This window comes from Paludisphaera sp. (assembly GCF_037189885.1).
Lineage (GTDB): Bacteria > Planctomycetota > Planctomycetia > Isosphaerales > Isosphaeraceae > Paludisphaera.
Genome location: NZ_JBBCIR010000047.1, coordinates 1 through 24,970, shown reverse-complemented (window position 1 = coordinate 24,970; position 24,970 = coordinate 1). Strand labels below are relative to the sequence as shown.

General features: G+C 71.6%; 20 protein-coding genes. 8 read left to right on the top strand and 12 right to left on the bottom strand.

What is annotated here, in order from left to right:
* The 3 genes from WG209_RS15000 to WG209_RS14990 form a co-directional block, all read right to left on the bottom strand.
* A partial coding sequence (locus WG209_RS15000) for a transposase (protein WP_337173239.1) occupies window positions 1–195 on the bottom strand: 195 nt, incomplete at its 3' end.
* Between the two features lie 208 nt (window positions 196–403).
* Window positions 404–556, bottom strand: a complete 153-nt coding sequence (locus tag WG209_RS14995; RefSeq protein WP_337175872.1) for a hypothetical protein — start codon at window positions 554–556, stop codon at window positions 404–406.
* A 386-nt stretch (window positions 557–942) separates the two neighbouring features.
* Window positions 943–1,242 carry a hypothetical protein gene (locus WG209_RS14990; RefSeq protein WP_337175871.1) on the bottom strand — a complete coding sequence of 100 codons (300 nt, stop codon included), beginning with the start codon at window positions 1,240–1,242 and terminating at the stop codon, window positions 943–945.
* A 131-nt stretch (window positions 1,243–1,373) separates the two neighbouring features.
* On the opposite strand from WG209_RS14990, the gene WG209_RS14985 reads away from it, so the two are divergent.
* Entirely contained in the window at window positions 1,374–1,613 is a 240-nt protein-coding gene (locus WG209_RS14985; protein WP_337175870.1) for a hypothetical protein, read from the top strand.
* Window positions 1,614–1,625: 12 nt separating this feature from the next.
* On the opposite strand, the gene WG209_RS14980 is transcribed toward WG209_RS14985, so the two are convergent.
* On the bottom strand, window positions 1,626–4,262 hold the full coding sequence (locus tag WG209_RS14980; RefSeq protein WP_337175869.1) for a M1 family aminopeptidase: 2,637 nt from the start codon (window positions 4,260–4,262) through the stop codon (window positions 1,626–1,628).
* A gap of 162 nt (window positions 4,263–4,424) precedes the next feature.
* Here WG209_RS14980 and WG209_RS14975 point away from each other — a divergent pair, with 162 nt between their 5' ends.
* Entirely contained in the window at window positions 4,425–6,443 is a 2,019-nt protein-coding gene (locus WG209_RS14975; RefSeq protein WP_337175868.1) for an NAD(+) synthase, read from the top strand.
* Window positions 6,444–6,453: 10 nt separating this feature from the next.
* On the opposite strand, the gene WG209_RS14970 is transcribed toward WG209_RS14975, so the two are convergent.
* From WG209_RS14970 to WG209_RS14940, 7 genes are all read right to left on the bottom strand, one after another.
* Window positions 6,454–6,903, bottom strand: a complete 450-nt coding sequence (locus WG209_RS14970; protein WP_337175867.1) for an SgcJ/EcaC family oxidoreductase — start codon at window positions 6,901–6,903, stop codon at window positions 6,454–6,456.
* A gap of 14 nt (window positions 6,904–6,917) precedes the next feature.
* Window positions 6,918–8,198 carry an SGNH/GDSL hydrolase family protein gene (locus WG209_RS14965; RefSeq protein WP_337175866.1) on the bottom strand — a complete coding sequence of 427 codons (1,281 nt, stop codon included), beginning with the start codon at window positions 8,196–8,198 and terminating at the stop codon, window positions 6,918–6,920.
* A 78-nt stretch (window positions 8,199–8,276) separates the two neighbouring features.
* A complete protein-coding gene (locus WG209_RS14960; RefSeq protein WP_337175865.1) occupies window positions 8,277–9,299 on the bottom strand; it encodes a hypothetical protein in 1,023 nt (340 codons plus the stop codon).
* Window positions 9,296–10,201, bottom strand: coding sequence for an LssY C-terminal domain-containing protein (locus WG209_RS14955; protein ID WP_337175864.1), 906 nt, complete (start codon window positions 10,199–10,201; stop codon window positions 9,296–9,298). The genes WG209_RS14960 and WG209_RS14955 overlap by 4 nt, the downstream gene beginning before the upstream one ends.
* 34 nt (window positions 10,202–10,235) lie before the next feature.
* Complete coding sequence (locus tag WG209_RS14950) at window positions 10,236–10,808, bottom strand: hypothetical protein (RefSeq protein WP_337175863.1); 573 nt, start codon at window positions 10,806–10,808, stop codon at window positions 10,236–10,238.
* 99 nt (window positions 10,809–10,907) lie between these two features.
* The gene (locus WG209_RS14945; RefSeq protein WP_337175862.1) at window positions 10,908–12,368 is read right to left on the bottom strand and encodes a DUF1501 domain-containing protein; all 1,461 of its coding nucleotides are present in this window, start codon (window positions 12,366–12,368) and stop codon (window positions 10,908–10,910) included.
* A gap of 4 nt (window positions 12,369–12,372) precedes the next feature.
* Window positions 12,373–14,706, bottom strand: a complete 2,334-nt coding sequence (locus tag WG209_RS14940) for a PSD1 and planctomycete cytochrome C domain-containing protein (protein ID WP_337175861.1) — start codon at window positions 14,704–14,706, stop codon at window positions 12,373–12,375.
* Window positions 14,707–15,623: 917 nt separating this feature from the next.
* On the opposite strand from WG209_RS14940, the gene WG209_RS14935 reads away from it, so the two are divergent.
* The 6 genes from WG209_RS14935 (at window position 15,624) to WG209_RS14910 (ending at window position 23,500) form a co-directional block, all read left to right on the top strand.
* A complete protein-coding gene (locus tag WG209_RS14935; protein WP_337175860.1) occupies window positions 15,624–16,169 on the top strand; it encodes a PEP-CTERM sorting domain-containing protein in 546 nt (181 codons plus the stop codon).
* 120 nt (window positions 16,170–16,289) lie between these two features.
* Complete coding sequence (locus WG209_RS14930; protein WP_337175859.1) at window positions 16,290–19,439, top strand: PSD1 and planctomycete cytochrome C domain-containing protein; 3,150 nt, start codon at window positions 16,290–16,292, stop codon at window positions 19,437–19,439.
* A 26-nt stretch (window positions 19,440–19,465) separates the two neighbouring features.
* Window positions 19,466–20,950, top strand: coding sequence for a DUF1501 domain-containing protein (locus WG209_RS14925; protein ID WP_337175858.1), 1,485 nt, complete (start codon window positions 19,466–19,468; stop codon window positions 20,948–20,950).
* A 90-nt stretch (window positions 20,951–21,040) separates the two neighbouring features.
* Window positions 21,041–21,667, top strand: a complete 627-nt coding sequence (locus tag WG209_RS14920; protein ID WP_337175857.1) for a Uma2 family endonuclease — start codon at window positions 21,041–21,043, stop codon at window positions 21,665–21,667.
* A gap of 13 nt (window positions 21,668–21,680) precedes the next feature.
* Window positions 21,681–22,307: a Uma2 family endonuclease gene (locus tag WG209_RS14915; protein ID WP_337175856.1), complete on the top strand. Its 627-nt coding sequence runs from the start codon at window positions 21,681–21,683 to the stop codon at window positions 22,305–22,307.
* A gap of 467 nt (window positions 22,308–22,774) precedes the next feature.
* Window positions 22,775–23,500, top strand: coding sequence for an FkbM family methyltransferase (locus WG209_RS14910; protein WP_337175855.1), 726 nt, complete (start codon window positions 22,775–22,777; stop codon window positions 23,498–23,500).
* 69 nt (window positions 23,501–23,569) lie between these two features.
* Here WG209_RS14910 and WG209_RS14905 read toward each other — a convergent pair whose 3' ends face one another.
* A complete protein-coding gene (locus tag WG209_RS14905) occupies window positions 23,570–24,883 on the bottom strand; it encodes a DUF1080 domain-containing protein (protein WP_337175854.1) in 1,314 nt (437 codons plus the stop codon).
* Window positions 24,884–24,970: the final 87 nt, after the last annotated feature.

The window sequence follows — 24,970 nt, the reverse complement described above, 5'->3', positions numbered from 1 at the left end:
GCGGTCGTAGACGCTCTTCCACTTGCCGTAACGCTCGGGCAGTTCGCGCCACTGGGCCCCCGTGTGCAGGATCCAGAGGACGCCGTCGAGCGTCGTCCGGTGGTCGTTCCATCGCCCGCCCGGCCGCCCCGTCGGCGGGAGTAGGTCGGCGATCAGCGCGAATTCCTCGTCCTTCAGCTCATAGCGTCGCGTCATCGCGGCCTCCCTGGTGAAGCCGCCATCGTAACGCTTTACGAGCCGTCAGACAGAACCTAGACGCGGACGCGGCCCCGGGTTGCCCGATGGGCCGCCCGAGGCCGCGTCTTGACGTCAGGAAGGGTAGAAACTCGGGCGGACCCGAGAAACGAGGTCCCTCATGGCCTCCTCTGACTGGGGGGAGATGAGCCGCGCGACCCGCGGCGTCTCAGGCCTTCTGGCCGAACAGGACCGTGCGGAGTCGGATGCTGCCCGCCGAATCGGCGTCGAACATGCCTTCCTGGAACCACCGCGTCCAGCCTCGCGTCCTGCGCGTTTCCCGACGGACCCCATAGATCTTGCGACGCTTCTTCGGGCTCATGGGTCGCCTCCGAAGTGGGAACTGATTGTCGAAAGACAGGGACGGCCGACTGCTACCGCAAGTCGCGCGCCGGCCACGGGTCGGACGCCGGCGAATGGCGAAAGGTTCGCGCCGACCCATGAAAGATCTAGCACGCCGCCCCGTTTCCCGTCGGACTCCCAGGCGTTTTCGCGACGCCGCGACGCCCGCACGCCACGCGGCGGCGGCCGACGGCCGCGCGGCCTCCCGGCCGCCATGCCCTCGCCATTGGCGTTTCTGCATCCAGGGTGTGCAAAAAACGCCCAGCGCGGCCCCTCGGGGATACCTCCATGAAGGCGGCGGTCTCACGTCCGTTGGACCGGGGATCCTTGCATCGTTGGTTCGAGGCACGAGGGCCCGACCGCCCCCTACTCCGGCTCGCCCTCCAGGCGGGTCCAGGGGGTGCCGACGTCCGGTCGGCGGGCGTGCCAGCCGACGGGGAGGTCGGCCAGTTCGAGGAGGGTGGGGTCGATCTGGACGATCTCGCCGATCAGGACGACCCGGCCGTCTTCCTCGAAGACGTGCTCGCCGTCGAGGAACTGCCAGCCGTCGTCGTCGTGGGCGACGAGGCGGATGGGGGCCTCGCCGGTCACGACGCGATCGAGGGTGATCGCCTCGGAGTCGGGGGGCTCCTCGAAGGGCCAGGGGGCGGCGTCGATCGGGTCCATGGGGGGGCTCCTTCGGCACGGCGCGTCGCGGACTTGACGGAAATTCGACTTGGCGGATCTCGCCGGGGCGATATCCTCCGGTGGTCGGCGGGCCGGGATTGGCCCGCGCTTACCACCCATGGAGGATGACGATGAAGTCACTGTTTCGCGCGACCGCGCTGCTGATGGCGATCGGGTTGGCGACGGGCTGCAACGGTCCTCGGCGGTTCGAGCGCCACGCCGGATCGGTCCGACTCCCGTCCGCCCCGGTCCTGGAGCCGAGCCCGACGCTGGTCGACCCCGACAAGGTCGGGACCGTCGGCGAGCCGCTGCCCCCCGGCGCGGACGGCATCTCGGCCGCCCCGACGCTCTCGCCGTTCGGCGGCGAGTGACGGCGGGCGGCCTCAGCGCGGGGCGACCTCCTCGACCCGATCCCGGATCGCGCGGAGCAGCCGCTCCAGCTCGTCGAGCCGCTTCATGAGGTCGTCCCATCGCGCCCCGGCGTCGGCCTTCGCCGGCGCCTCGGCCACGGGGGATCCCGCGGCCGGCTCGGGCTGTTTCAGGGCTTCGATGGCGCGTTCGAGGGCGTCGCGGGCCCGGGCGTTGAAGCCGAAGTTCTCCACCTTGAGGCGGGCCTCCAGGATCGGCAGGGCCTTCCTGATCCGATGGCGGCCGATCAGCTCCCAGGCCCGGACGCGGACCTGGCGGTCGGGATCGTCGGCCAGCGGGACGATGACGTCTCGGAGCGCCGCGTCGTCCCGGGCGAGCCTCCCGAGCGCCTCCAGCGCGGCGATCCGCAGCCGCGGCGACTTGTCGCGCCCGACGTAGGCCGCGGCCAGCTCCCGGGCGCGCGCGTCGCCGCGGCCGAGCACCAGCCCCAGCGCCGTCGCGGCCAGGACGTGCCGGCCGGCGGGGAGTTCCAGCGCGGCCTCGACGATCTCCTCGGCGTCCTCGACCTTCCAGCCGACCAGCCCCAGCAACGCGGCCTGGCGCGCGCCGTAGGGGGCCTGGGGATCGCCCCAGACCTCGCGCAGCAGGGCCTCGGCGGCGGGATCGCGGTCGAGTTGGGCCAGGCCACGCGCGGCCGCCACGCGGACCCGGGCCTCGGGCGACGCGGCGGCGGCCAGCAGCGCGGGGCGAAACGCGGCGTCGCCCCGGGCGATCACCTCCACCATCATCGCGGCGGCCTTCGGCGACTCCTCGCGCTTCCAGGCCTCGGCGAGCGCCTCGCGCGCCTCGGCGTCGCCCCCCGCCTCGTCCGCGAGGGCCTCCGCGGCGTCGAGACGGGCCAGGACGTTCGGGCCGTGTTCCAGCAAAAATCGCCGCTCGGCGACGCTCCGCTCGAACTCCGTCTGCCTGGGGATCCAGCCGTCGGGATCCAGGAGGATGGCCCTCGGCTCGGACTCGGCGGGGAGGACGAACTCGCGCGACGCCCCGTCGATCACGACGGCGACCCGGCGCGACATCCCGGGGGCGTCGATGATCTCCACGGTCGTCGGCAGGCGGAACAGTGGCGTCTGGTCGTCGAGCTTCTGCGCCTGCTCGACCTTCAGGCGGACCGTCCGGTCGTCGGGCTCATATCGCCACGAGGCCTTCAGCTCGGGGTGGCCCGCCTTGTAGACCCACTGGTCGAAGAACCAACCGAGATCCTCCCCCGTGGCGGACTCGAACGCCTTGCGGAGGTCCTCGCTCTCGACGTTGCGGAACTTGTTCGTCGCGACGTAATGCCGGACGCCCTTCCACCACGCCTCGTCGCCCAGCACGCCGCGGAGCGCGTGCAGGACGAGGGCGCCCTTGGAATAGGCCATGCCGTCGAACAGTTGCGTCGGGTTGTCGAACCGCGTCTCCACGATCGGGCGACGGTAGCGACGATCGGCGGCCAGGTAGTTCTCGAGGGCGCCGCGCATCAGGAGACGGAACTCCTCCTCTCCCCTCTCGCGTTCGAAGAAGAGGGGGTCGAAGTACGAGGCGAAGCCCTCGTTGAGCCAGAGGTGCGACCAGTCCTTGCAGGTCATCAGGTCGCCGAACCACTGGTGGGCCAGCTCGTGGGCGACCAACCCCTCCTGCCCCCCTTCGAGCGATTCGATGGGGTCGAGAAGGGCGGCGTCGGTCATCGACGTGGCGGAGGCGTTCTCCATCCCGCCGTTGAACTCGGGGAGGCAGACCTGGGCGTACTTGGGGTACGGATACGGCTGGCCCGTGACCTCGGCGAAGAACGTCATCATCTTCGGGGTCAGGCCCATGAACCGCCGCGCCGTGGGCTCGTCGACGTTCTTCAGGACGTAATACTCGACCGGCACGCCGGCCGCCTCGTCGCGGAAGACGTTGAACTCGGAGACCGCCAGGGTGACGAGGTAGCTGGCGTGGGGCTGGTCCATCTTCCAGTGGAACGAGCGGCCGCCGTCGGGGGCGTCGGTCGTCGCGACGAGGGCGCCGTTGGAGACGACCGAGTAGGGCCTCGCGACGGTGACGATCATCTCGGTCGTCGCCAGGTCGTTCGGCGCGTCGTAGCAGGGGAGCCAGTGGCGGTTCTCCGCCACCTGCCCCTGGGTCCAGGCGGCCTTGGGGCGGTCGGGGTCGGACGCGTCGGGGGGGATGAAGCGCAGGCCGTTCTCGGGCGTCCCCGAGTAGGCGACGGTCACGTCGAACGGCTCGCCGGCGGGCCTCGGCGGGTCGAGCGTGATCACCAGGGTCTCGTCGACGTGCTGGAACGGGGCTTCGTCCCCCCCCGGCCCGACGGTGACGCGCGAGACCTCCAGCGCCGGGCCGCAGTCCAGCGCCATGCGGGAGAGGGTCGCGCGCAGCGGGGCGATGGTGTGGGTCACGGCGCCGGCCAGGGAGTCCTTCTCCATGTCCAGCGTCAGCACCGCCTTGATGTGGCGGACGTCGTAGGAGCGGACCCGCTCGACGGGGCGCGGGGGCCCGGGCCTGGCGAACGGGCGGCGGGCCTCGCCCAGCGGGGCCTGCGCCAGGCCGGGCCCCCCGCGGGCGGCCAGGGCGATCACGATCACGGCGATGAGGCGTCGCGGGATGTTCGGCATGTGGGGGCGTCCGAGGGGCCGTGCCGACGGGACCGGGCGGAGGCGCGGGGAGGCGGCGGGATCGCCGGCGCTCCGATGTCGCATTGATGCCAGGGCGGTCCTGTTTTACTCTCGACGGATCGGGCCGGTCAATCCGCGGCCCTCGGACACGCCGGGGATCCCATGAACGAATTTGGACTCGTCCGCGTCGCCTCCGCGACGATCCGGACCACGGTGGGCGACCCGGCGGCCAACGCGCGGGAGATCGCGGACGTCCTCGACCGCGCGGGGGCCTGCGACGTCGTCCTGTTCCCGGAGCTTTGCCTCACCGGCTACACCTGCGCCGACCTCTTCCACCAGCCGACGCTGCTCCGCGCCGCGCTCGACGCGCTGGCGGCGGTGGTCGAGGCCAACGCGGGGCGGCCGCGGGTGGTCGTCGTCGGCCTGCCGGTCGGGATCGGCCCGTACCTCTACAACTGCGCCGCGGTGATCGACGGGGGCGGCCTCCGGGGGATCGTCCCCAAGCAGCACCTTCCGAATCACAAGGAGTTCCAGGAGCGCCGCTGGTTCGAGCCCGGGCGGGGCGTGGAGCCGGCGGAGGTGGAGATCCTGGGCCGCGCCGTCCCGTTCGGCGTCGACCTGCTGTTCCAGGCCGAGGGGGCCGACGAGGCCGGGCGCGACGCGCTGATCGGCGTGGAGATCTGCGAGGACCTCTGGCTCCCCATCGCCCCGAGCGCGTGGCAGGCGCTGGCCGGGGCCACGATCCTGCTGAACCTCTCGGCCAGCAACGAGACGATCGGCAAGGGGGAGTACCGGATCGACCTGGTGACTGGGCAGTCGGCGCGGTGCGTGGCGGCCTACGCCTACGCCGGGGCGGGGCCGACGGAGTCGACCACGGACCTGGTCTTCGGCGGCCACTCCCTGATCGCCGAGAACGGCAAGCTCCTGGCCGAGTCGCGCCGGGTGGGCGACGGCGGGCCCGTCGAGCGGGGGTCGTACTGGATCGAGCGCGACGTGGACGTGGCGCGGCTGACGCACCTCCGTCGCACCGAGGCGTCGTTCAACCCGCCGCTGGGCCAGACGCGGCCGTTCCGCCGCGTCCCCGTGGGCCTGGCCTCGACCGAGCCGACGGATCTGAAGCGTCACGTCCCCGCCACCCCGTTCGTCCCCGAGGCCGGCCCCGAGCTGGGCCGCCGCTGCGCCGAGATCTTCGCGATCCAGGTCGCCGGCCTGGCCAAGCGGGTCGAGAAGCTGCCCGGGACGACGCTCCACCTGGGGGTCTCCGGCGGGCTGGACTCCACGCTCGCGCTGCTGGTCGCCGTGAAGACGCTGGACCTGCTGGGAGTGGACCGCAAGCGCCTGCGCGGGCTGACGATGCCCGGCTTCGGCACGACCGGCCGGACGCTCGCCAACGCGCTAGCCCTGATGGAGGACCTGGGCGTCTCGTCGGAGACCATCGACATCACCGAGCCGGCCTTCCAGACGTTCCGCGCCCTGAAGCACTCGCCGTTCGGGATCGACATCCGCGACATGGACGTCGCCGCCTTCCGCGAGGCCCTGGCGAACCTCCCGGAAGGGCACCTCGAGGATCTGGTCTTCGAGAACGTCCAGGCGCGGCTGCGGACGCTCCTGCTGATGTCGCGCGGGTTCGTCGTCGGGACGGGCGACCTCTCGGAGCTGGCGCTCGGGTGGTGCACGTACAACGGCGATCACATGAGCATGTACAACCCCAACGCGTCGATCCCGAAGACGCTCGTGCGCTTCCTGGTGGCCTACGTCGCCCAGCACGAGTTCCCGGCCGGGACGACGCGCGACGTGCTCAACTCCATCGCCGAGACGACCATCTCGCCCGAGCTGCTGCCGGCCTCGCGTCGGGGGGAGATCCTCCAGTCGACCGAGGACGTGCTGGGCCCCTACGAGCTGCACGACTTCTTCCTGTACCACGCGATCCGGCTGGGCTGCACCCCGGCGAAGATCCTGTTCCTCGCCCGGTTCGCCGAGTTCTCCCGGCCGTACCCGCCGGAGCTGGTGGAGAAGACCCTGCGGACGTTCCTGTCGCGGTTCTTCGCCCAGCAGTACAAGCGCTCGTGCGTCCCGGACGGCCCCAAGGTCGGCACCGTCAGCCTCTCCCCGCGGGGCGACTGGCGCATGCCCAGCGACGCCGACGCCGCCGCCTGGCTCCGCGCCCTCGACGGGGAGTGACGGCCGCCGCCTACTTCGCCCCCGGCGCCGGCAGCATGTTGCGGATGCCGGCGATCTTCCAGCCCCCGTCCGCGCGGGCCAGGATGATCGTCGTCCACATCGCCCGGGCGTCCGGGCCGGCGCCGGCCAGGGTGTAGCGGCCGTCGGCCAGGGCGACGTCGGGGCCGAGGAGGCGGACGGACTCGACCTCGATCGTCCGCTTCCCCGGGTTCTTGCTCGAGGATTCGAGCATCCCCCGGACCAGGGCGTCGCGGCCCCGGCGCCAGGTCCCGTCGGAGACGAGCTGGTCGGCGTCGGCCGTGAGGAGCGCCTCGACCGCCTTCGCGTCGCGGGCCTCGCGCGCCTCGACGTAGCGGCGGACGACGTCGCGGACGGCCTCGTCGTCCCCGCCCGCGGGCGGCTGGGCGAGGGCCGTCGACCCGGCGAGGATCAGCAGGCAGGCGACGGCGGGTCGGATCATGGGGGGCTCCGGGGTCAGGGTTCCGGCGGTTGGGCGAGCGACGCCTTCCAGGTCTCGTGGATCCGGCGGGCGATGGTGGCGTAGCCGTCGGGGTTGGGGTGGGTGTCGTAAGCCCAGTATTGCGGGGCGGAGGAATCGGCGGCCTCCAGGTCGGCGGTGGCGTCGGCCAGCGGCAGGCCCAACTGCCGGCAGACGTCCGCCATGACGCGATTCTGGCCCCGGTACTTCGGGTCGGTCGCCAGGGCCTCGGCCGTGTCGGGGTCCATGCCGACATCGACGAGCGCCGGCGCGTAGCGCGGGCCGACGACTCCGCAGAACGGCGTGTAGGCGACCATCATCCGCGCGCCCGAGGCGCGGCAGACGTCGCGCATCCGCTCCAGGAACAGGATCGGCGAGCCCCCCGTCGAGAAGTCGTGCCCGAGCTGGCCGGGGACGTCGCGCGATTGCGCGTGGAGCCAGGGGTTGAGTCGGCCCGCCTTCATGTCTTCATACAGGTCGGCGCGGAGCGAGGGGGGCTTGGGGCGGCCGTCCGACCAGGGGTTGGTGCCGTCGGGGACCGGCGAGAAGAAGCGGATCGCGGGGTGGAACCAGCGGCGATGGATCGGCTTCTCGATGATCGCCCGTTCGATCAGGTCGACGATCTTCGGCCGGTAGTCGACCTGGGCCCGCTCGAACTTCCTCGCGGGCTCGTTCCAGAGCGTCGGCGTGAACGGCGCGGGGAGGTCGTTGGGGTAGATCGAGATGACGACGTCGGAAGGGCGCAGCAGCGGCACGGCGTCGCGCGTGATCGACCACAGGTGGGGGAGGCTGGCGGCGATGGCGCCCAGGTTGATCACCTCCGCCGGCGTCCCCTCGCTCGCCAGCATCCGCGACCAGGCGGCGGTGATGGTGGTCCCGTCGGACGCCCCCTGCCCTTCCACGACGCTGTCTCCGATGACGAGGATCCGCCGCCGCGCCGGGTCGGGGTCGGCGCGGAAGTCGGGGCCTCGGAAGCCGTAGGCGTTGAGGCTCTGGACCTCCGAGAAGCCGTCGGGCCGGCTCTCGATCAGCAGGCGGTCGTACACGAGCCCGCGCTCCATCGCCCTGCCGATCTGCGGGTGCGACTGCGCGATCTGCTGGTAGTGGACGCGGTTGAAGCCGACGATCTCCGGCGTCGGGAAGACGACGCGGAACAGCGCCTCCTGCCCCGCCGCCAACGCCAGCAGCGTGACGAGGCGGAACAGCCAGAGCCGGCGCCGCGAGAGCTTCCTCGCCGGGCGTGGGGCGGTCGCGGCGGCGTCGGGCGTCTGGGACATGCGGCGGGCTCCGGCTCCGGGTCCGATTCGGTTCGTCGCGGATCGACGGCGCCAGGATACCCCGGCGCGGCTTCGGCGTCACGCCGGGCGGACGCGGACGGTGAAGGCCTCGCGAGGGTTGTCGACGGTGAGCCCGTGGATCTCGGCCTCGGTAAAGCCGGCCCGGCGCAGGGCCGGGACGAGGGAGCCCCAGAGCGTGTCGTACGGGCGGAACTCGCCCCCGCCGGGCTCGCCAACGTGATACCAGCCGGCGTCGTGCGAGAGCAGCACCCTGTCGAGCCTGCCGGCGGCCTTCATGGCGGCGACCAACTCGACGTGGCGGTCGATGGTCCCCGGCGCCACGCCGTCGAATTCCACCCACGCGCCGCGCGCGGCGGCCTCGGCGTGAAGGGCCGCGTCGGGCTCGGCGTTGGCGTGGACCCAGATGAACGCCGACGGGGAGACCCCCTCCTCGCGCAGCAGGTCCAGTTCCTGGAGCGCCGCGCGGCCGTCGCCGGCGTGGGCGGCGATCGTCAGGCCGCTGGCCTTGTGGACCCGCGCCGCCGCGCGGACGAGCCTGACGCCGACGTCCGGCAGCGGCCCGGCGTCGACGCCGATCTTCTGGAACCCCGGCCGGATGCCCGTCCCGCCGATGCCCTCGCGCCACTCCGCCAGCCAGCGCGCCGCCAACTCGTCGGCCGACTCCGTCCGCGAGTGGGCGGGCAGGTACTTTCCCCCGCCGGCCGCGTAGTAGCCGGTGTTCGTCAGGATGTGCAGCCCCGTCGCCTCGGAGAGCCGCCGCAGGATCGCCGGGTCTCGGGCGAGATGGGCGGGCGTGCATTCGACCAGCGAGCGGACGCCCTGGGCCTTTATCCGCTCCAGATGGGGCCGAGCGACGGCGACGACCTCGTCGGCGTCGTAGCGATCGGGCGTCGCGGCGTCGGCCCCGGCGAAGTCGACGAGGATATGCTCATGCGGCAGCATGACGCCCAGGTCTTCCGGCGCGATCGGGCCGAGGACGGTCATCACCCGGCCGATGTCGGCGTCGGTCGCGGCCGACTCGCGGGCGGTCCACGGCAGCATCGCCGCCGCGCCCAGCTTCAGGGCGACACGTCGGTTCATGGGGCCTCCTCGGGCTGGTCGCCCTGGATCGATTGGAGCATCGGCCTGACGGCCGACCAGAGCTGTTCCTTGAGCCGGATGACGGGCGGATTGCCCAGCGTCGTGGGCGAATCGTCCTCGCGTCCGGGGGGGGCGAGGACGCCGACGGTCAGCTCGCCGTCGGTGTAATAGGGATCGCCGCCGCCGTTGCGGCCGAACAGGGTCGCGCCGACGCCCGTCACCTGGAAGACCTCGCGAAGTTGGCCGCGTTCGCGGAGGCCGGCGACGAGGGCGTCGCGCTCGGCGTCGACGTCCGGGGCGATGTGGTGGGTGACCTGCCCCGTGCGATGGCTCAGGCCGACGCTCCGGTCGAACGTCACGGCCCCGATCCAGAGCGGGACGCCGTCCCGGCCCAGCGCGGTCGACTCCCAGAACCGGACGTGATGCCTGCGCCTGGGGCTGTCGCCGGCGGGCTTCTCGAAGGCCAGGTCTTGCTTCCGGCCGAAGACGAACAGCGGGCTCACGGGGGCGTCGAGATACGGCCGATCCCGCAGCACGCCGACGACGATCTCCAGGCTGGTGCGGAGCGTGACCGGGTCGGCCGGGTCCCAGCCGGCGTCGGCCATCGCGGCCACGACCCCCGCCTTCGTCCCGATCAGCCCGACGTTCAGCGGATCGCCCGGGATCCCCTGCGCCGTGAGCGAGACCCTGGGGGCCTCCATCATGGCCGGGTGATGCTCGTAGTGCGTCCAGAAGAACGGCGCGATCAGGTACGCCGCCAGCAGCCAGCACGCCGCCAGCCCGGCCGCGATCCTCGCCCCGCGCCCCGACCACCGCCGCGCGCGCGATGGCCGACGCGGCCCCTCGCGCCCTCCCGACTCCTCGACGTCCGGCCCGTCCGCCATCGCGCCCTCCGTCGTCATCCCGTCGGCTCGTCCCCCCCGCCCCGGCGAGGGGTCAGGCCGGCGGGCCCGATCCCGCCTGCAGGAGCGGCGGCCTGGGGTGGCTGCGGTCGAGGTGCTGGGAGCCGGCGGGTCGGACCCGGCGGGCGATCTCGGCGACGCGGTCCCACAGGTCGGCCAGCTCGTGGACGGCGTTCTCGGGATGGGCCGCGGCGCGGTCGGCGGTGGCGCCGATGTCGTCGCGGAGGGCCGTCGCCTCCTCGATGGTCAGGCCTCCGGAGCGGGTGGCGTCCATGACCAGCGAGCGAATGTCGCCGACGGCGCGATCCCAGTCGCGCAAGTCGACCCCCGGCGGCTCCACCTTCTGGAAGCCGAGGACGGCCGGCGCGACCTCCTTGCGGCCGAACTCGATCCGCTTCCGGTGCGACCACAGCCCCGGGGCCAGGATCGCGAAGACCGTGCCCCACGCCAGGAGGATCGCCGCCAGCGCGATGATCACGAATCGACGGCCGTTCACGCCGGGCAGTCTAGGCCGTCGCGACGGCGCGACCGCCCCGGGGGCGGGGCTCGCCTCGGGGGCTTCGGGCTTCCGGGGTCGGTCGGCGTTCTCGTCGGGCGGGGTCGTCATGGCGCGTGGGCTTCGGCGGGATGGTGGTGGGCGCTCGGCCGCTCCGGGCGACCCTTCCAGTCTACCGCCGATCGCCGCCGGCCACGACCCGGGGCCGGGTCACGCTAGCAGGTCCTTGCGGATCCGGACGCCGTCCTCCACGCCGATCAGGCGCTGCTGGAGGCCCTGGTAGGGGAACCGGAAGGTGTGCGGGTCCAGGCCCAGCAGGTGGAGGATCGTGGCCTGGAGGTCGTGGACCGGGACCGGATCCTCGACGATCCCCGAGCCCAGGTCGTCGGTCGCGCCGACCGACCCGCCGGCCTTGAAGCCGCCGCCTGCCGCCCAGAGCGTGAAGCAGTGGGGGTGGTGGTCGCGGCCCAGGAACTTCGAGCCGCCGCGGGCCTCGTTCATCGACGTCCGGCCGAACTCGCCCCCCCAGATCACGATGGTCTCGTCCAGGAGCCCCCGGCGCTTGAGGTCGCGGATCAGGGCGGCGATCGGGCGGTCGACGTCCCGGCACTTCTGGGGGAGGTGGTGAACGATGTCGTCGCCGGCGCCCGTGCCGTGGCAGTCCCACCCCCAGTCGAAGAGCTGGACGTAGCGGACGCCCCGCTCCACCAGCCGGCGGGCGAGCAGGCAGTTGTTGGCGAACGACGCCGCGCCGGGGACCGCGCCGTACTCCTCGCGGATCGCCTCGGGCTCGCGGCCGACGTCCATCGCGTCGGGGACGCTCGCCTGCATCCGGAAGGCCAGCTCGTACTGGCTGATGCGGGTGAGCGTCTCCGGGTCGCCGTGCTCGGCGGCCTCGATCTGGTTGAGGCGGTCCAGCGCGTCGAGCGTGCGGCGGCGGTCCGCGCGGGTCATCCCCTTGGGGTCGCCGACGTAGAGGACCGGGTCGCCGACGGTCCGGCACTGCACCCCCTGGAAGACGCTGGGGAGGAAGCCGGTGCTCCACAGGGCCTTGCCGCCGGTGGGGTCCGTCCCGCCGGAGATCATCACGACGAAGCCGGGCAGATCCTCGTTCTCCGAGCCCAGGCCGTAGGTGATCCACGAGCCCATCGACGCGCCGCCGTTGCGGGGGGAGCCGGTGAAGATGAACAGCTCGGCCGGGGCGTGGTTGAACTCGGTCGTGACCATGGAGCGGACGACGGAGACCTCGTCGATCACGCCGGCGGTGTGGGGGAGCAGGTCGCTCATCCACTGGCCGCTCTCGCCGCGGCGGGCGAACTTGTAGGGCGTCCCCAGCATCTTGGGATGGCCCTTGATGAACGCGAACCGCTGGCCCTTCAGCAGCTCGTCCGGGCAGGGCTGCATGTGGTACTTGTTCAGGAGCGGCTTGTAGTCGAACAGGTCCTGCTGCGGCGGCCCGCCGGACATGTGCAGGTAAATGACGCTCCTGGCCTTCGCCGGCACGCGGGGGACGGCGGCCCCGGCCGCGCGCGAGTCGCGGCCCATCAGCGAGGCCAGCGCGATCGCCCCCAGGCCGGCCTGCGACCGCCTGAGGAACTGGCGGCGGGTCTCGGCCCGCGCCAGCCGCAGGCGGAGGGACTGTTCCAGGCTGAGGTTCGCGTCGAGTCCCACGGCGTCACCCCCGGGTCAGCACGGAGTCCAGGTTCAGGAGCACGTTGGCCACCGCCGTCCACGCGGCGTATTCCGCGACGTCCGAGCCGTCGGGGAGCGGGCCGAGCGGGTCGGTCGCCAGCGCCGCCGCCGCGGCCGGGTCGTCGCGATACCGCCCGAGCTGCGCGGCGTGGAGGGCGATCAGGGGCGCGACCTGCTCGTCGCGCGGCGGGCGGCCCAGCACGATTTCCAGGCCGAACCGCGCCCGATCCTCCGGCGTGCTCCCCCCCTCGGCGATCATCCGCCGCGCCAGCGCCTGCGCGGCCTCGACGTAGACGGGGTCGTTGAGCGTCACCAGCGCCTGGAGCGGCGTGTTGGTGCGGACCCGGTTGACGGCGCAGACCTCGCGGCTGGGGGCGTCGAACGAGGCCATCGACGGGTATGGCACGGTGCGGCGCCAGAAGGTGTACAGCCCGCGACGGTAGGCGTCGGCCCCCTGGCTGGCGGCCCAGGTGCGCTGGCCGTTGAAGGCGGCCTGCCACAGCCCTTCCGGCTGCTTGGGGAAGACGCTCGGCCCGCCGACCTTCCGCGACAGCAGGCCCGAGAGCGCCAGCGACTGGTCCCGCACCTGCTCGGCGTCCAGGCGGACGCGGGGGGCGCGGGAGAGGAGGCGGTTCTTCGGGTCCTTCTCCATCGCCACGGGGTCGACCCGCGACGCCTGCCGGTACGTCGCCGAGGTGACCAGCCGCCGGATCAGCCCCTTCACGTCCCAGCCGGAATCCATGAAGTCGACGGCCAGGCGGTCGAGCAGCTCCGGATGGCTGGGGGGCTCGCCCTGGGTGCCGAAGTCCTCCTCCGTCTCCACGATCCCCGCGCCGAACAGGACGGCCCAGGTCCGGTTGACCGCCACGCGGGCCGTCAACGGATTGCGGCGATCCACCAGCCATTTCGCCAGCGTCAAGCGGTCGACGGGCCCCTCGGGCTCCGGGCCCAGCGACTTCGGCAGGGCGGGGCCGACCTCGGGGCCGGGATCGAGGAAGTTCCCCTTCATGAGGATATGAGTCGCGCGACGCTTCTCGACGGGCAGCTCGACCATGATCGGCAGGGTGGGGACGTCGGCCTTCTCCTTCTCGACCTTCGCGACCTCGTCTTTGAGCGCCTGGTCGTCCGGGCTGGCGGCGAGCCTCGACTTCAGCTCGGCGAGGTTGGCCTCGAGCCTGGCCTGGCGCTCGGCCACCTCCGGCGTGATCCAGGGCATGACGGGGGATTCGTCGGGCAGGTCGGCGTCGGCGGTCTGGTTGAAGACGGCGAAGGCGGCGTAGTAGTCCTCGTGCGAGATCGGGTCGTACTTGTGCGAGTGGCACTTGGCGCACCCCATCGTCAGGCCCATCCAGGCCTGGAACGTCACGTCGACCCGGTCCTTGATCGCGGCGACGCGGAACTCCTCGTCGTCGGTCCCCCCCTCGGTGTTGGTCATCGTGTTCCGGTGGAACGCGGTGGCGGCGCGCTGGCGGTCGGTGGGGTTTGGCAGGAGGTCGCCGGCCAGTTGCTCGACGGTGAACTCATCGTACGGCTGGTTGGCGTTGAGGGCGTCGACGAGCCAGTCGCGATACCCCCAGATGGCGCGGAGGGGGTCCGACCCGTACCCGGCCGAGTCCGCGTACCGGGCCAGGTCCAGCCACGGCCGCGCCCAGCGCTCGCCGAAGGCGGGGTCGGCCAGGAACCGGTCGACGGCCCGCTCGTAGGCGTCGGGCGAGGGGTCGGCGGCGAAGGCGCGGGCCTCTTCCAGCGTCGGCGGAAGGCCGCGGAGGTCCAGGCTGAGCCGGCGGAACAGCGTGGCGCGGTCGGCCTCGGGCGACGGCTTCAGCCCCTCGGCGTCGAGCCGCGCGAGGATGAAGGCGTCGAGCGGGTCTCGGACCCACGAGGGGTCGGAGGCGGCGGGGGTCGGGGCGGCCGCGGGGGGAGTGAACGACCAGTGCTCGGCGTATTCGGCCCCCTGGGCGATCCACTTGCGGAGGATCTCCACCTCCTCGTCGGCCAGCCTCGGCCCGGCCTTGCGGGGGGGCATGCGGAGCGTGTCGTCCTCGTCCAGGATCCGTTCCAGGATGACCGAGCTGTCGGGGTCTCCGGGGACGAAGGCCGCCTCCCGGTCGTCGGTCTCCTTGACGGCCTCCTCGCGCACGTCCAGCCGCAGGTCGGCGGCGCGGGTGGACTCGTCGGCCCCGTGGCAGGCGAAGCAGCTCCGCGAGAGGATCGGCCGGACGTCGACGTTGTAGTCGACCCGGTCGTCGGCCGCCGCGAGGGCCGCCGTCGCCGCCATTGCCACCGCCGCGCCGAGACGTGCCGCGATTCGGTTCATCGTGATGCGACTCCCGCGTCCGGTGTGGGTCAGGTACTCGCGAGGGGGGCGTGGCGGGCCGGCGAGGCGGGCCGATATCGCCGCCCGCCGCGGCTGACATTGTGGCACGGCCAGGTCGCCCGCATCAAGGCCGTCGCCCCTTCGGAGGGCGGGCGACTGGCCCGCGAGTTTGGCTTCGTTCGTCCGCGCGCCCGCCGACGCGAACACCGCAAACCCTTATCAGTTCACATATAACACGGAAATCAAGTTGGCTTCGTTCGTCGAGGTCGATCGCGTTTTCGCGACTCCTCGCCAGTCTCCGCGCGGCTCGGACAGGACGTCCGCGTCGCGACGACGCCCCCGCCCTCGCGGCGGGCTCAGGACGCCCGCGCCCGGCCTCCCGGCGCGGGATCCCCGCCGATCGACCGCCGGCTTCGGTTCGACCACTGCTTCCGAATTGTCAAGGAGCGACGATCCAGCACCAGGCAAGCTCGCGCCGGGGTCTCCCGGGATTTCAGGATTCCCGAAAAAATCATCAACACGCCCGCGAAGCGACACACGACCATCGCGGATCTCGACCATCGCAACACCGCCGACCGCGGCGACCACTTTAACGTCCAAACAATCACAATAGTCCCCCGGAAACGTCATCGATGATCCTCGGGCGGTGGAGACGAACTCCGAACCCACGCCCGCGATGGATCGACGCAAGCCGCTGAACTCCGGCGGATTTCATCTCCATCCCATGCATTCCCCCGCGTCCGCGCATGGTCGGGGGGCCGTGTCGCACTTCGTCACCCCGACGGTGATTATAACCAACAAAGCATACTTCCGATCGACTCCGCGGATAGAACGGTTCCTCATGGGGCGAGACGCGGCCGGGGGCCATCCCCGGCCGGGTCGCCCCGAGGATCGCCCCCTGTCGAGGAGACGACTAGATGAGGAACCTGCTTCGCGCGTCGGTGCTGACCGTCCTGGCCCTGGCCTCCACGGCGGGCCGATCGTCGGCCGACATCGTTTTCGAACTGCGCGACGTGAACCTGAGCTTCGTCGGCATGGACGCGGGGACGCTGACCGGCTCGTTCACGACCAACGACGCCCGGACGGAGGTGCTCTCGATCGACATCCAGACCGAGGCGAGGAGCTTCGGCGGCGGCGCCTGGACGTTCACGGCGATGCACTACGACGACTCCTATCTTCCGGACGCCTCCGTCAACGCCTCACCCGGCCTCTTCGAGGTGGTGATCGGCGCGTCGAGCGAGATTCGGCTGAACTTCAACGGCGGGCTGAACGCCTCGGGCGACTCGCCGATCTTCGCCAACGTCTCGTACGAGACCCAGCCGACCGGGGGCAACCGCGTCGTCTCGTCGGGCTACGTGACGGCCACCACGGCCGCCGCGGTGCCGGAGCCGTCGTCGATCGCCATGGGCGCCGTCGCGATCGGCGCGGCGGGCCTGGCCGTTCGCCGCCGTCGCGCGACGTGAGGTCGCGGCCCACGTCTTGAACCTTCCCCCGGGGGACGGGATGATGGTAGTATTGAAAGGGTGTTAAACCCGCCATCGCCCCGCCGTTCGATCCATCCCGCCCCCAGGGAGGCCTCCCTCATGGATCTGGGTCTTCGACTTTTCGCGGCGTCCGCCCTGGCGGCGGCGCTCGGTTCGACGACGATGGGCGCGGACGAGCCCGCGCCGGCGACGACGACGAAGGTCGACTTCGCGCGCGACGTCCGGCCGATCCTCTCCGAGAACTGCTTCGCCTGCCACGGCCCCGACCCGGGGCATCGCAAGGCCGACCTGCGGCTGGACACGCACGAGGGGGCGTTCGAGGTGCTCAAGTCGGGCGACGCCGCCGTCGTCCCCGGCGACCCGGAGGCCAGCGGGCTCGTCTTCCGCGTCGAGGTCGACGACGACGAGATGCTGATGCCCCCGCCCAAGTCCGGGAAGACGCTGACCGCGGAGCAGGTCGCGATCCTGAGGCGATGGGTCGAGGAGGGAGCCGATTGGGGGGGCCACTGGGCGTTCGAGCCGGTGACCAGGCCCGAGCCGCCGAAGCCCGCCGAGGCCCACGCCGCCTGGCCCCGCGGGCCGGTCGACGCGTTCGTGCTCGCCCGGGTCGAGGCCGAGGGGCTGGAGCCCTCGCCCCAGGCCGAGCCGGCCGCCCTGCTCCGCCGCGTCACGCTGGATCTCACCGGCCTGCCGCCCACCGTCGCCGAAGCCGAGGCCTTCCTCGCCGCGGTCGCCGCCGACGGGCTCGACGCCGCGTATGACAAGGCCGTCGACCGCCTGATCGACTCGCCCCGGTACGGCGAGCACATGGCCCGCTACTGGCTGGACGCCGCGCGCTACGGCGACACCCACGGCCTGCACCTGGACAACTTCCGCGAGATGTGGGCCTATCGCGACTGGGTCGTCCGCGCGTTCAACGCCAACAAGCCGTTCGACCAGTTCGTCGTCGAGCAGCTCGCCGGCGACCTGCTGCCGAACCCGACCGCCGACCAGCTCATCGCCACCGGGTTCAACCGCTGCCACGTCTCGACGGCCGAGGGGGGATCGATCGAGGAGGAGGTCTACACCCGCAATGTCACCGACCAGGTGGACACCAACGGCACCGTCTTCCTCGGGCTGACCGTCGGCTGCGCCCGCTGCCACGACCACAAGTACGACCCGGTCAGCCAGAAGGAGTACTACCAGCTCTTCGCCTTCTTCAACAACATCGACGGCCCGGCGATGGACGGCAACGCCTCGCGCTGGGCGCCGTTCCTGCCGACCCCCACCCCCGAGCAGGCCGAGAAGATCAAGGAGCTCGACGCGAGGGTCGCCGAGCTGAAGGAGAAGGTCGAGGCCGAGGGGAGGCGGTTCGCCGCCAGCTACGACCCGAAGGCCGACGACGCCCGCCCGGAGGTCGTCGCCCGCGAGGACTACGCCTGGATCGACGACGCCCCGCCGTCGGGCGCCGCCGCGAGCGGGGCCGGCGAGTTCGTCGCCAGGTCGGCCCACCCGGTCAAGTCCGGCCGGCGGTCGCTGCGGATCGAGGCCAAGGGGCTGACGCAGAAGGTGATCGAGGCGAACGGGCCGAAGCTCAAGGTGGGCGAGGGGGATTCGCTGTTCGCCCACGTCTACCTGGACCCCAAGGCCCGCCCCCGCGAGGTGATGCTCCAGTGGAAGATCGGCGGCGAGTGGTCGCGTCGGGCGACCTGGGGCGAGGACCTCATCGACTGGGGCAAGCCCGGGACCGTCGAGCGCCTGCGAGTCGGCGACCTGCCGACCGACGGCGAGTGGGTCCGGCTGGAAGTGCCGGCGGCGAAGCTCGACATCCCCCCCGGGACCGTCGTCGAGGGCTGGGCGTTCACGCTGTTCGACGGCGTCGCCTACTTCGACGAGAGCGGCCTGCGCACCTGGACTCCCCAGGAAGGCCGGACCTACCCCCACCTCACCGCCTGGATCCGCGACCGGATCGCCGACGACGGCGCGGGGCTGGCCGACGACGTGAAGGCCATCATCAAGAAGCCCCGCGCCCAGCGGACCGAGGAGGAGCGGAAGAAGCTGATCGACCTGTTCCTCGCCGCCGGCTGGTCCGAGGTCGACGAGGCCCTGCGGCCGATCCGCGCCGAGCTGGCGAAGGCCGAGGCGGAGCGGAAGAAGATCGACGGCGAGGTCTCCACGACCCTGATCTTCCGCGAACGCCAGGGGGACCCGAAGCCGGCGTTCCTCCTGAACCGCGGCGAGTATGACCAGCCGAAGGAGCAGGTGGGCCGGGCCCTCCCCGCGTTCCTGCCGCCGCTGCCGGCCGACGCCCCGGCCGACCGCCTGGGCCTGGCCCGCTGGCTGGTCGCGCCGGAGCACCCGCTGACGGCGCGCGTGGCCGTCAACCGCTTCTGGCAGCAGGTCTTCGGCACGGGGATCGTGAAGACGTCGGAGGACTTCGGCTCGCAGGGCGAGCCCCCGAGCCACCCCGAATTGCTCGACTGGCTGGCCTCGACGTTCCGCGACGAAGGCTGGGACGTGAAGGCGATGATGCGTCGGCTGGTCTCGACCGCCGCCTACCGCCAGTCGACCCGGGCGACGCCCGAGGCGCTGGCGAAGGACCCCGACAACCGCCTGCTGGCGCGCGGGCCGCGGTTCCGGCTCGACGCCGAGATGCTGCGCGACCAGGCGTTCTTCGCCGGCGGCATCCTCGTGGAGGAGATGGGGGGCCCCAGCGTCAAGCCGCCGCAGCCGGAAGGGCTGTGGGAGGCGGTGGCCTACCGCGACAGCGACACGGCCGTCTTCAAGGCCGACGAGGGGCCGCGGAAGGTCCACCGCCGCAGCCTGTACACCTTCTGGAAGCGCACCGCCCCGCCGCCGCAGATGTCCACGCTGGACGCCCCCAGCCGCGAGTCCTGCACGGTCCGCCGCGAGCGCACCAACACGCCGCTGCAGGCGCTCCTGCTGCTCAACGAGCCCCAGTACGTCGAGGCGTCTCGCGCCCTGGCCGAGCGGGCGCTCCGCGAGGGGGGCGGGACGACCGACGAGCGGCTCTCGCGGATGTTCCGCCTCGCCGCCGGCCGCGCGCCGGAGGCCGCCGAGCTGTCCGAGCTGGCCGCCGCGCTGGGGGACTTCGCCGCGCACTACGCCGACAAGGCCGACGAGGCCAAGGCGCTGATCGAGGCGGGGGCGACCCGGCCCGACCCGGCGTTCGAGCCCCGCGAGCTGGCGCCGTGGACGATGATCGGCAACATCATCCTGAACCTCGACGAGGTCGTCACCAAGGGCTGATCGCCCGCAACCTCGGAGCCCTCCCGATGGACCCGATCCGCGAGCACGTCCAGGTCGAGACCCGTCGCAGCTTCTTCGGCCGCGCCGGGGTGATGAGCCTGGGGGCCGTCGCCCTGGCCGAGCTCCTGGCCCGCGAGGGCCTGGCGTTCCCCGGGGCGTCCCCCTCGGGGGCGCCGTCGGGCGCGACCGGCGGGCTGCCCGGCCTGCCCCACTTCGCCCCGACGGCGAAGCGCGCCATCTATCTGCACATGAACGGCGGGCCGTCGCAGCACGACCTCTTCGACTACAAGCCGAAGATGGACGCGATGTACGACAAGGACCTGCCCGAGTCGATCCGCAACGGCCAGCGCCTGACCACGATGACCAGCGGCCAGGCCCGCTTCCCGATCGCGCCGACGAAATACAAGTTCGCCCGCCACGGCCAGAGCGGCATGTGGGTCAGCGAGCTGCTCCCCTGGACGGCCAAGATCGTCGACGAGATCGCGCTGATCCAGACGACCTGGACCGAGGCGATCAACCACGACCCCGCCGTCACCTACATCTGCACCGGCAACCAGATCCCCGGCCGGCCGAGCCTGGGGGCGTGGCTCAGCTACGGCCTGGGGACGATGAATCAGGACCTGCCGTCATTCGTGGTGATGACGCCGTCGTGGTCGAGCAAGGCGTCGCCGCAGGCGATCTACAACCGCCTCTGGAGCGCGGGGTTCCTCCCCAGCAAGCACCAGGGGGTCGCCCTGCGCGCCAGCGGCGACCCGGTGTTGTTCCTGTCGAACCCCTCGGGCGTGGACGCCTCGGTCCGCCGCCGGTCGCTCGACGCGATCAACCGCCTGAACCAGCGCGAGTACGACTCGTTCGCCGACCCGGAGACCCAGGCCCGGATCGCGCAGTACGAGATGGCCTTCCGGATGCAGACGAGCGTCCCCGACCTGACCGACATCTCGGACGAGCCGAAGCACGTCCTGGACATGTACGGCCCGGACGTCCACAAGCCCGGCACCTTCGCCCGCAGCGCCCTGCTCGCCCGCCGGCTGGCGGAGCGCGACGTCCGGTTCGTCCAGCTCTTCCACCGCGGCTGGGACCAGCACGGCAACATGGCCAACGAGCTGCCCGTGCAGTGCCGCGACGTCGACCAGGCGACCTACGCCCTGATCACCGACCTGAAGCAGCGCGGGCTGCTGGACGACACCCTGGTGATCTGGGGGGGCGAGTTCGGCCGCACGATCTACTGCCAGGGGGCGCTGAGCCGCGACAACTACGGCCGCGACCACCACCCCAAGTGCTTCCCGATGTGGATGGCCGGCGGCGGGGTGAAGAAGGGCGTCGTCCACGGCGAGACCGACGAGTTCGGCTACAACGTCGTCAAGGACCCGGTCCACATCCATGACGTGAACGCCACGATCCTCCACTGCATGGGGATCGACAACAACCGCCTCTCCTTCAAGTTCCAGGGCCAGGACGCCCGCCTCACGGGCTTCGTCGAGCAGCACCCGGTCCGGGCGATCCTCGCCTGAGCCCCGCGCCTTGACGCCAATCCGAGGCCGCCCCTACGATGCGCGTGGGGGCGGCGCGCGCCCCGCCGATCCGCGAGGGAGGCCGCGACCATGCCCGCGACGACCCTGGAACCGACCCCGGCCGCCGTCGAGCCCGCGGCGATCATGGCCGTCCCGGCTGAGGTGCGCCTGAAGGTCGAGCCGGACGACTTCTTCGCCCTGTGCGCCGCGAACCCCGACCTGCGGCTCGAACGCCAGGCCGACGGAGGTGTGATCGTCATGTCGCCGGCGGGATCCAGGTCGGGCGGTCGCAACGCGAAATTGGTCATCCGACTCGGCATGTGGAACGAGGTCCACGGCCTCGGCGAGGTGTTCGACTCGTCGAGCGGATTCACGCTCCCCAGCGGCGCCGTCCGGGCCCCGGACGTCGCCTGGATACTCCGCGATCGCTGGGACCTCGTCCCCCCCGCGGAGCAGGACCGGTTCGCCCGCATCGCGCCGGACTTCGTCGCCGAGTTGCGCTCGCCCAGCGACACGCTCGCGGACGCGCGGGCCAAGATGGCCGAGTACGCCGCCCAGGGGGTCCGCCTCGGCTGGCTGATCGACCCGATGACGAAGACGGTGGAGATCCACAGGCCCGGCCGCGATCCCGAGATCCTGGCGAAGCCCGCGACCCTCTCCGGCGAGGACGTCCTGCCCGGCTTCACGCTCGACCTCAAGGGAATCCTATTCGATTGACGGAGGCCGGATCATGACGACCGCGCTTGCCCCGCCCCGCCCCGTCGCCCCCGCGTCCCCGGCGATCATGGCCGTCCCGGCCGAGGTGCGCCTGAAGGTCGAGCCGGACGACTTCTTCGCCCTGTGCGCCGCGAACCCCGACCTGCGGCTCGAACGCCAGGCCGACGGAGGTGTGATCGTCATGTCGCCGGCGGGATCGGATTCGAGCGGTCGCAACGCGAAACTGGTGATCCGGCTGGGCATCTGGAATGAGACCGCCGGCCTCGGCGAGGTGTTCGAGTCGTCGGGCGGATTCACGCTGCCCAACGGCGCGGTCCGGGCGGCGGACGTCGCCTGGATCCTCCGCGACCGCTGGGACCGCGTCCCTCGGGACGAGCGCCGCCGATTCGCCCCCATCGTCCCGGACTTCGTCGCCGAGTTGCGCTCGCCCAGCGACGCGCTCGCGGACGCGCGGGCCAAGATGGCCGAGTACGCCGCCCAGGGGGTCCGTCTCGGCTGGCTGATCGACCCGATGACGAAGACGGTGGAGATCCACAGGCCCGGCCGCGATCCCGAGATCCTGGCGAAGCCCGCGACCCTCTCCGGCGAGGACGTCCTGCCCGGCTTCACGCTCGACCTCAAGGGCATCCTCTCGGACTGACATCGACTCGGGCGTCGGCCCCGCAGGCCGCGAGGGCTCGGTGGACGTTGCCCCGGCCCGATCCGCCCCGTCGGCCGGCCACGTCGCGTCACGCGCCGGGGATACCGCCTTCGCGGATCGACGGAAGGCTCGCGACCCGTCCCGAGGTCGGCCTCCCCTCAATCCCACCGAGGCACGCCGACTCTCGGCGGTCGTCGTCGTCGGCGAGTCCGTCCCCGACGCTCGCCAGCGTCGCGGCGGGCACCTCGCCGACGGTACTCAATCGTTCCCGACTCTTAAATCTTGCGGAGCAACGTAAACGCACGTCTCGGCCAATCACCACTCCAAAGGACGAATATCCTCCAGGGCCGCGTCGTGATTGTCGTACGGTCCGGGACTCTGTAACTTGCAAGCGGGGATAAAAAGGATCGATTTAATCCCCAGTCTAGCTTTTCTGGGATCTCCCGCCACCGCGTCAGGATGCCCTTATGATCAGACAGGTTATCCAAAGGTCCGCGAACGCCTTCGGCTACAAGATCGTGCGAACCGGGGGGGACATCGGGAAGTCGATCGACGTCTTCGGACTGCTGGTCCAGCAGCGGTTCACGTCATGCGGCCGGGACGCGGTGGTCATCCAGATCGGCGCCAACGACGGCAAGAGCAACGACCCGGTCGGCAAGTACATCGACCGGTATCACTGGCGCGGGCTCCTCGTCGAGCCCCATCCCAAGACCTTCAAGAAGCTGGTCGAGCGCTACCGGGGCGAGGATCAGGTGATGTTCGAGAACGCCGCGGTCGGCGGCATCGACGGGACCATGGAGTTCTTCTGCTTCCGCGAGGACCCGATCGTCCCCGAGTGGGCCTCGCAGCTCGCGAGCCTGCGCCGGGATATCCTCATGCGGCACCTCAGCGTCGTCAAGCATCGCAAGGATCTCGTGACGAGCATCCAGGTCCCGGTCATGACCTTCTCGACGCTCCTGGAGCGGCACGGCGTCGATCGATTCGACGTCCTGGTGATCGACACCGAGGGCTATGACTACGAGGTCCTCAAGTCGGTCGACTTTCGCGCCCACCGCCCCTCGATCGTCTTCTACGAGCACTCACACCTGAAGGGGGGCGATCTGGGGCGGGCGCGTTCGCTCCTCGCCGACGCCGGCTATCAACTCTGCTCGGTGGGGGGCGACACGATCGCGTACCTGGAGGAGGGGGACTGACCGACGGCGGCGAGCCCTGACGCCCGCCCCCCTGGAGCGGGGGCGGACGCCGGACGGGATGGCTCCCGGTCAGTCGATCGTCTTGACGTGGATCTCGCGGAACTCGACCGGGTCGTTGTGGCCGGCGAAGCCGAAGTAGCCCTTGGTCAGATCCTTGCCGGGGTGCGGCGAGCCGTCCATGAACTCGGTGACCTGGCTGACGTCGGCGTCGAGGATCACCGTGCCGTTCAGCTCGACCTGGATCTTGGGGCCCTTGACGGTCACCTTCTCGTAGTTCCACTGGCCGACCGGGCGGAGGTAGCCGCGATGGGCGGCCACCTGGCCGTACACCGAGCCGTGCGCCTGGCGCGGGTCGATGGTCTTGTACTTCTCGTGGCCGTCGTCGAGGACCTGCAGCTCGGTCATGCCGTCATAGGCCGGGCCGCCCTTGCCGGGGTAGCGGATCGCCAGGCCGTTGTTGCCGGCGGGGGGGAGCTTGAACTCGACCAGGGCGACGAAGTCGGCCAGCTCGTCCTCGTGGTAGAGCGTGCCGCCGCGTCCGGCCTTGCAGCGGATCGCGCCGTCGACGACCTCGTAGTCGTCGGCGTCGCCCTTCCAGCCGTCCAGGCTCCGGCCGTCGAACAGCGGCTTGAAGCCGCCGTCGGCCTTGTCGCGCTCGGCGAGGATGGCGTTGGCCTCGTCCGGGTCGATCTCGCGGAGCTTGATGTTGCGGAAGCGGGTCTCGCTGCCGTGGGTCTGGAGCTGGATCGGGCCGACGGCGGCCAGCGGGAGCTTGCGATCCCAGAAGTTCTCCATGATCGCGTCGTCGACGACGAGCTGGCCGTTGAGGTGGACCGTCGTCCGGGCGCCGATTTGGAGCACCCGCATGGTGTTCCACTCGCCGATCGGGCTGTCGGCGCGGACGAGGGGGTCCTTGCCGGGAGCGCCGGGGGAGTTGTTCCAGAGGCCGCCGGAGCCCTTGTCGGCGCCGAGGCTGAACTTCTCCTCCTCGGTGAAGTCCCAGATCTGGATCTGGGGCGTGCCGCGGAGGTAGACGCCGCTGTCTCCCTTGGGGCCGATCTTGAAGTCGACGGTGAACTCGACGTCGCCGTAGTCCTTCTCGGTGCTCATGAAGACGCCGTGGCCGTCGCTGACCATCTCGCCGTTTTCGACCTTCCAGTGCTGGGCGGCGTCGGCCGCGTCGGCCTCCAGCTTGGCCTTGCGCTCCTCCTCGCTCATGGCCTTGAACTTGCGCGGGTCGATCGTGGACTCGCCGCGCCAGCCGGAGAAGTCCTTGCCGTTGAAGATGGCGTGGAACTCGGGCTCGTCGGCGACGGCGGGGCGGCCGACGAGGGCGGCGGCCAGCGCCGTCAGGGCGATCGTCAGGTGGGTCGTCTTCAGCATCGGGCGGGGATCCTCAGGGGTGCGTCGGGGATTGGTCGAGAGGCGTCGGCGCGTCGGCGGGGCCCGTCGCGGTCGCGCGGGCCCCGC

What these genes read in the sequence shown, in the direction of transcription:
- WG209_RS14995 (WP_337175872.1), bottom strand. Translation starts at nt 556, where the DNA reads ATGAGCCCGAAGAAGCGTCGCAAGATCTATGGGGTCCGTCGGGAAACG.
- WG209_RS14990 (WP_337175871.1), bottom strand. Translation starts at nt 1,242, where the DNA reads ATGGACCCGATCGACGCCGCCCCCTGGCCCTTCGAGGAGCCCCCCGAC.
- WG209_RS14985 (WP_337175870.1), top strand. Translation starts at nt 1,374, where the DNA reads ATGAAGTCACTGTTTCGCGCGACCGCGCTGCTGATGGCGATCGGGTTG.
- WG209_RS14980 (WP_337175869.1), bottom strand. Translation starts at nt 4,262, where the DNA reads ATGCCGAACATCCCGCGACGCCTCATCGCCGTGATCGTGATCGCCCTG.
- WG209_RS14975 (WP_337175868.1), top strand. Translation starts at nt 4,425, where the DNA reads ATGAACGAATTTGGACTCGTCCGCGTCGCCTCCGCGACGATCCGGACC.
- WG209_RS14970 (WP_337175867.1), bottom strand. Translation starts at nt 6,903, where the DNA reads ATGATCCGACCCGCCGTCGCCTGCCTGCTGATCCTCGCCGGGTCGACG.
- WG209_RS14965 (WP_337175866.1), bottom strand. Translation starts at nt 8,198, where the DNA reads ATGTCCCAGACGCCCGACGCCGCCGCGACCGCCCCACGCCCGGCGAGG.
- WG209_RS14960 (WP_337175865.1), bottom strand. Translation starts at nt 9,299, where the DNA reads ATGAACCGACGTGTCGCCCTGAAGCTGGGCGCGGCGGCGATGCTGCCG.
- WG209_RS14955 (WP_337175864.1), bottom strand. Translation starts at nt 10,201, where the DNA reads ATGACGACGGAGGGCGCGATGGCGGACGGGCCGGACGTCGAGGAGTCG.
- WG209_RS14950 (WP_337175863.1), bottom strand. Translation starts at nt 10,808, where the DNA reads ATGACGACCCCGCCCGACGAGAACGCCGACCGACCCCGGAAGCCCGAA.
- WG209_RS14940 (WP_337175861.1), bottom strand. Translation starts at nt 14,706, where the DNA reads ATGAACCGAATCGCGGCACGTCTCGGCGCGGCGGTGGCAATGGCGGCG.
- WG209_RS14935 (WP_337175860.1), top strand. Translation starts at nt 15,624, where the DNA reads ATGAGGAACCTGCTTCGCGCGTCGGTGCTGACCGTCCTGGCCCTGGCC.
- WG209_RS14930 (WP_337175859.1), top strand. Translation starts at nt 16,290, where the DNA reads ATGGATCTGGGTCTTCGACTTTTCGCGGCGTCCGCCCTGGCGGCGGCG.
- WG209_RS14925 (WP_337175858.1), top strand. Translation starts at nt 19,466, where the DNA reads ATGGACCCGATCCGCGAGCACGTCCAGGTCGAGACCCGTCGCAGCTTC.
- WG209_RS14920 (WP_337175857.1), top strand. Translation starts at nt 21,041, where the DNA reads ATGCCCGCGACGACCCTGGAACCGACCCCGGCCGCCGTCGAGCCCGCG.
- WG209_RS14915 (WP_337175856.1), top strand. Translation starts at nt 21,681, where the DNA reads ATGACGACCGCGCTTGCCCCGCCCCGCCCCGTCGCCCCCGCGTCCCCG.
- WG209_RS14910 (WP_337175855.1), top strand. Translation starts at nt 22,775, where the DNA reads ATGATCAGACAGGTTATCCAAAGGTCCGCGAACGCCTTCGGCTACAAG.
- WG209_RS14905 (WP_337175854.1), bottom strand. Translation starts at nt 24,883, where the DNA reads ATGCTGAAGACGACCCACCTGACGATCGCCCTGACGGCGCTGGCCGCC.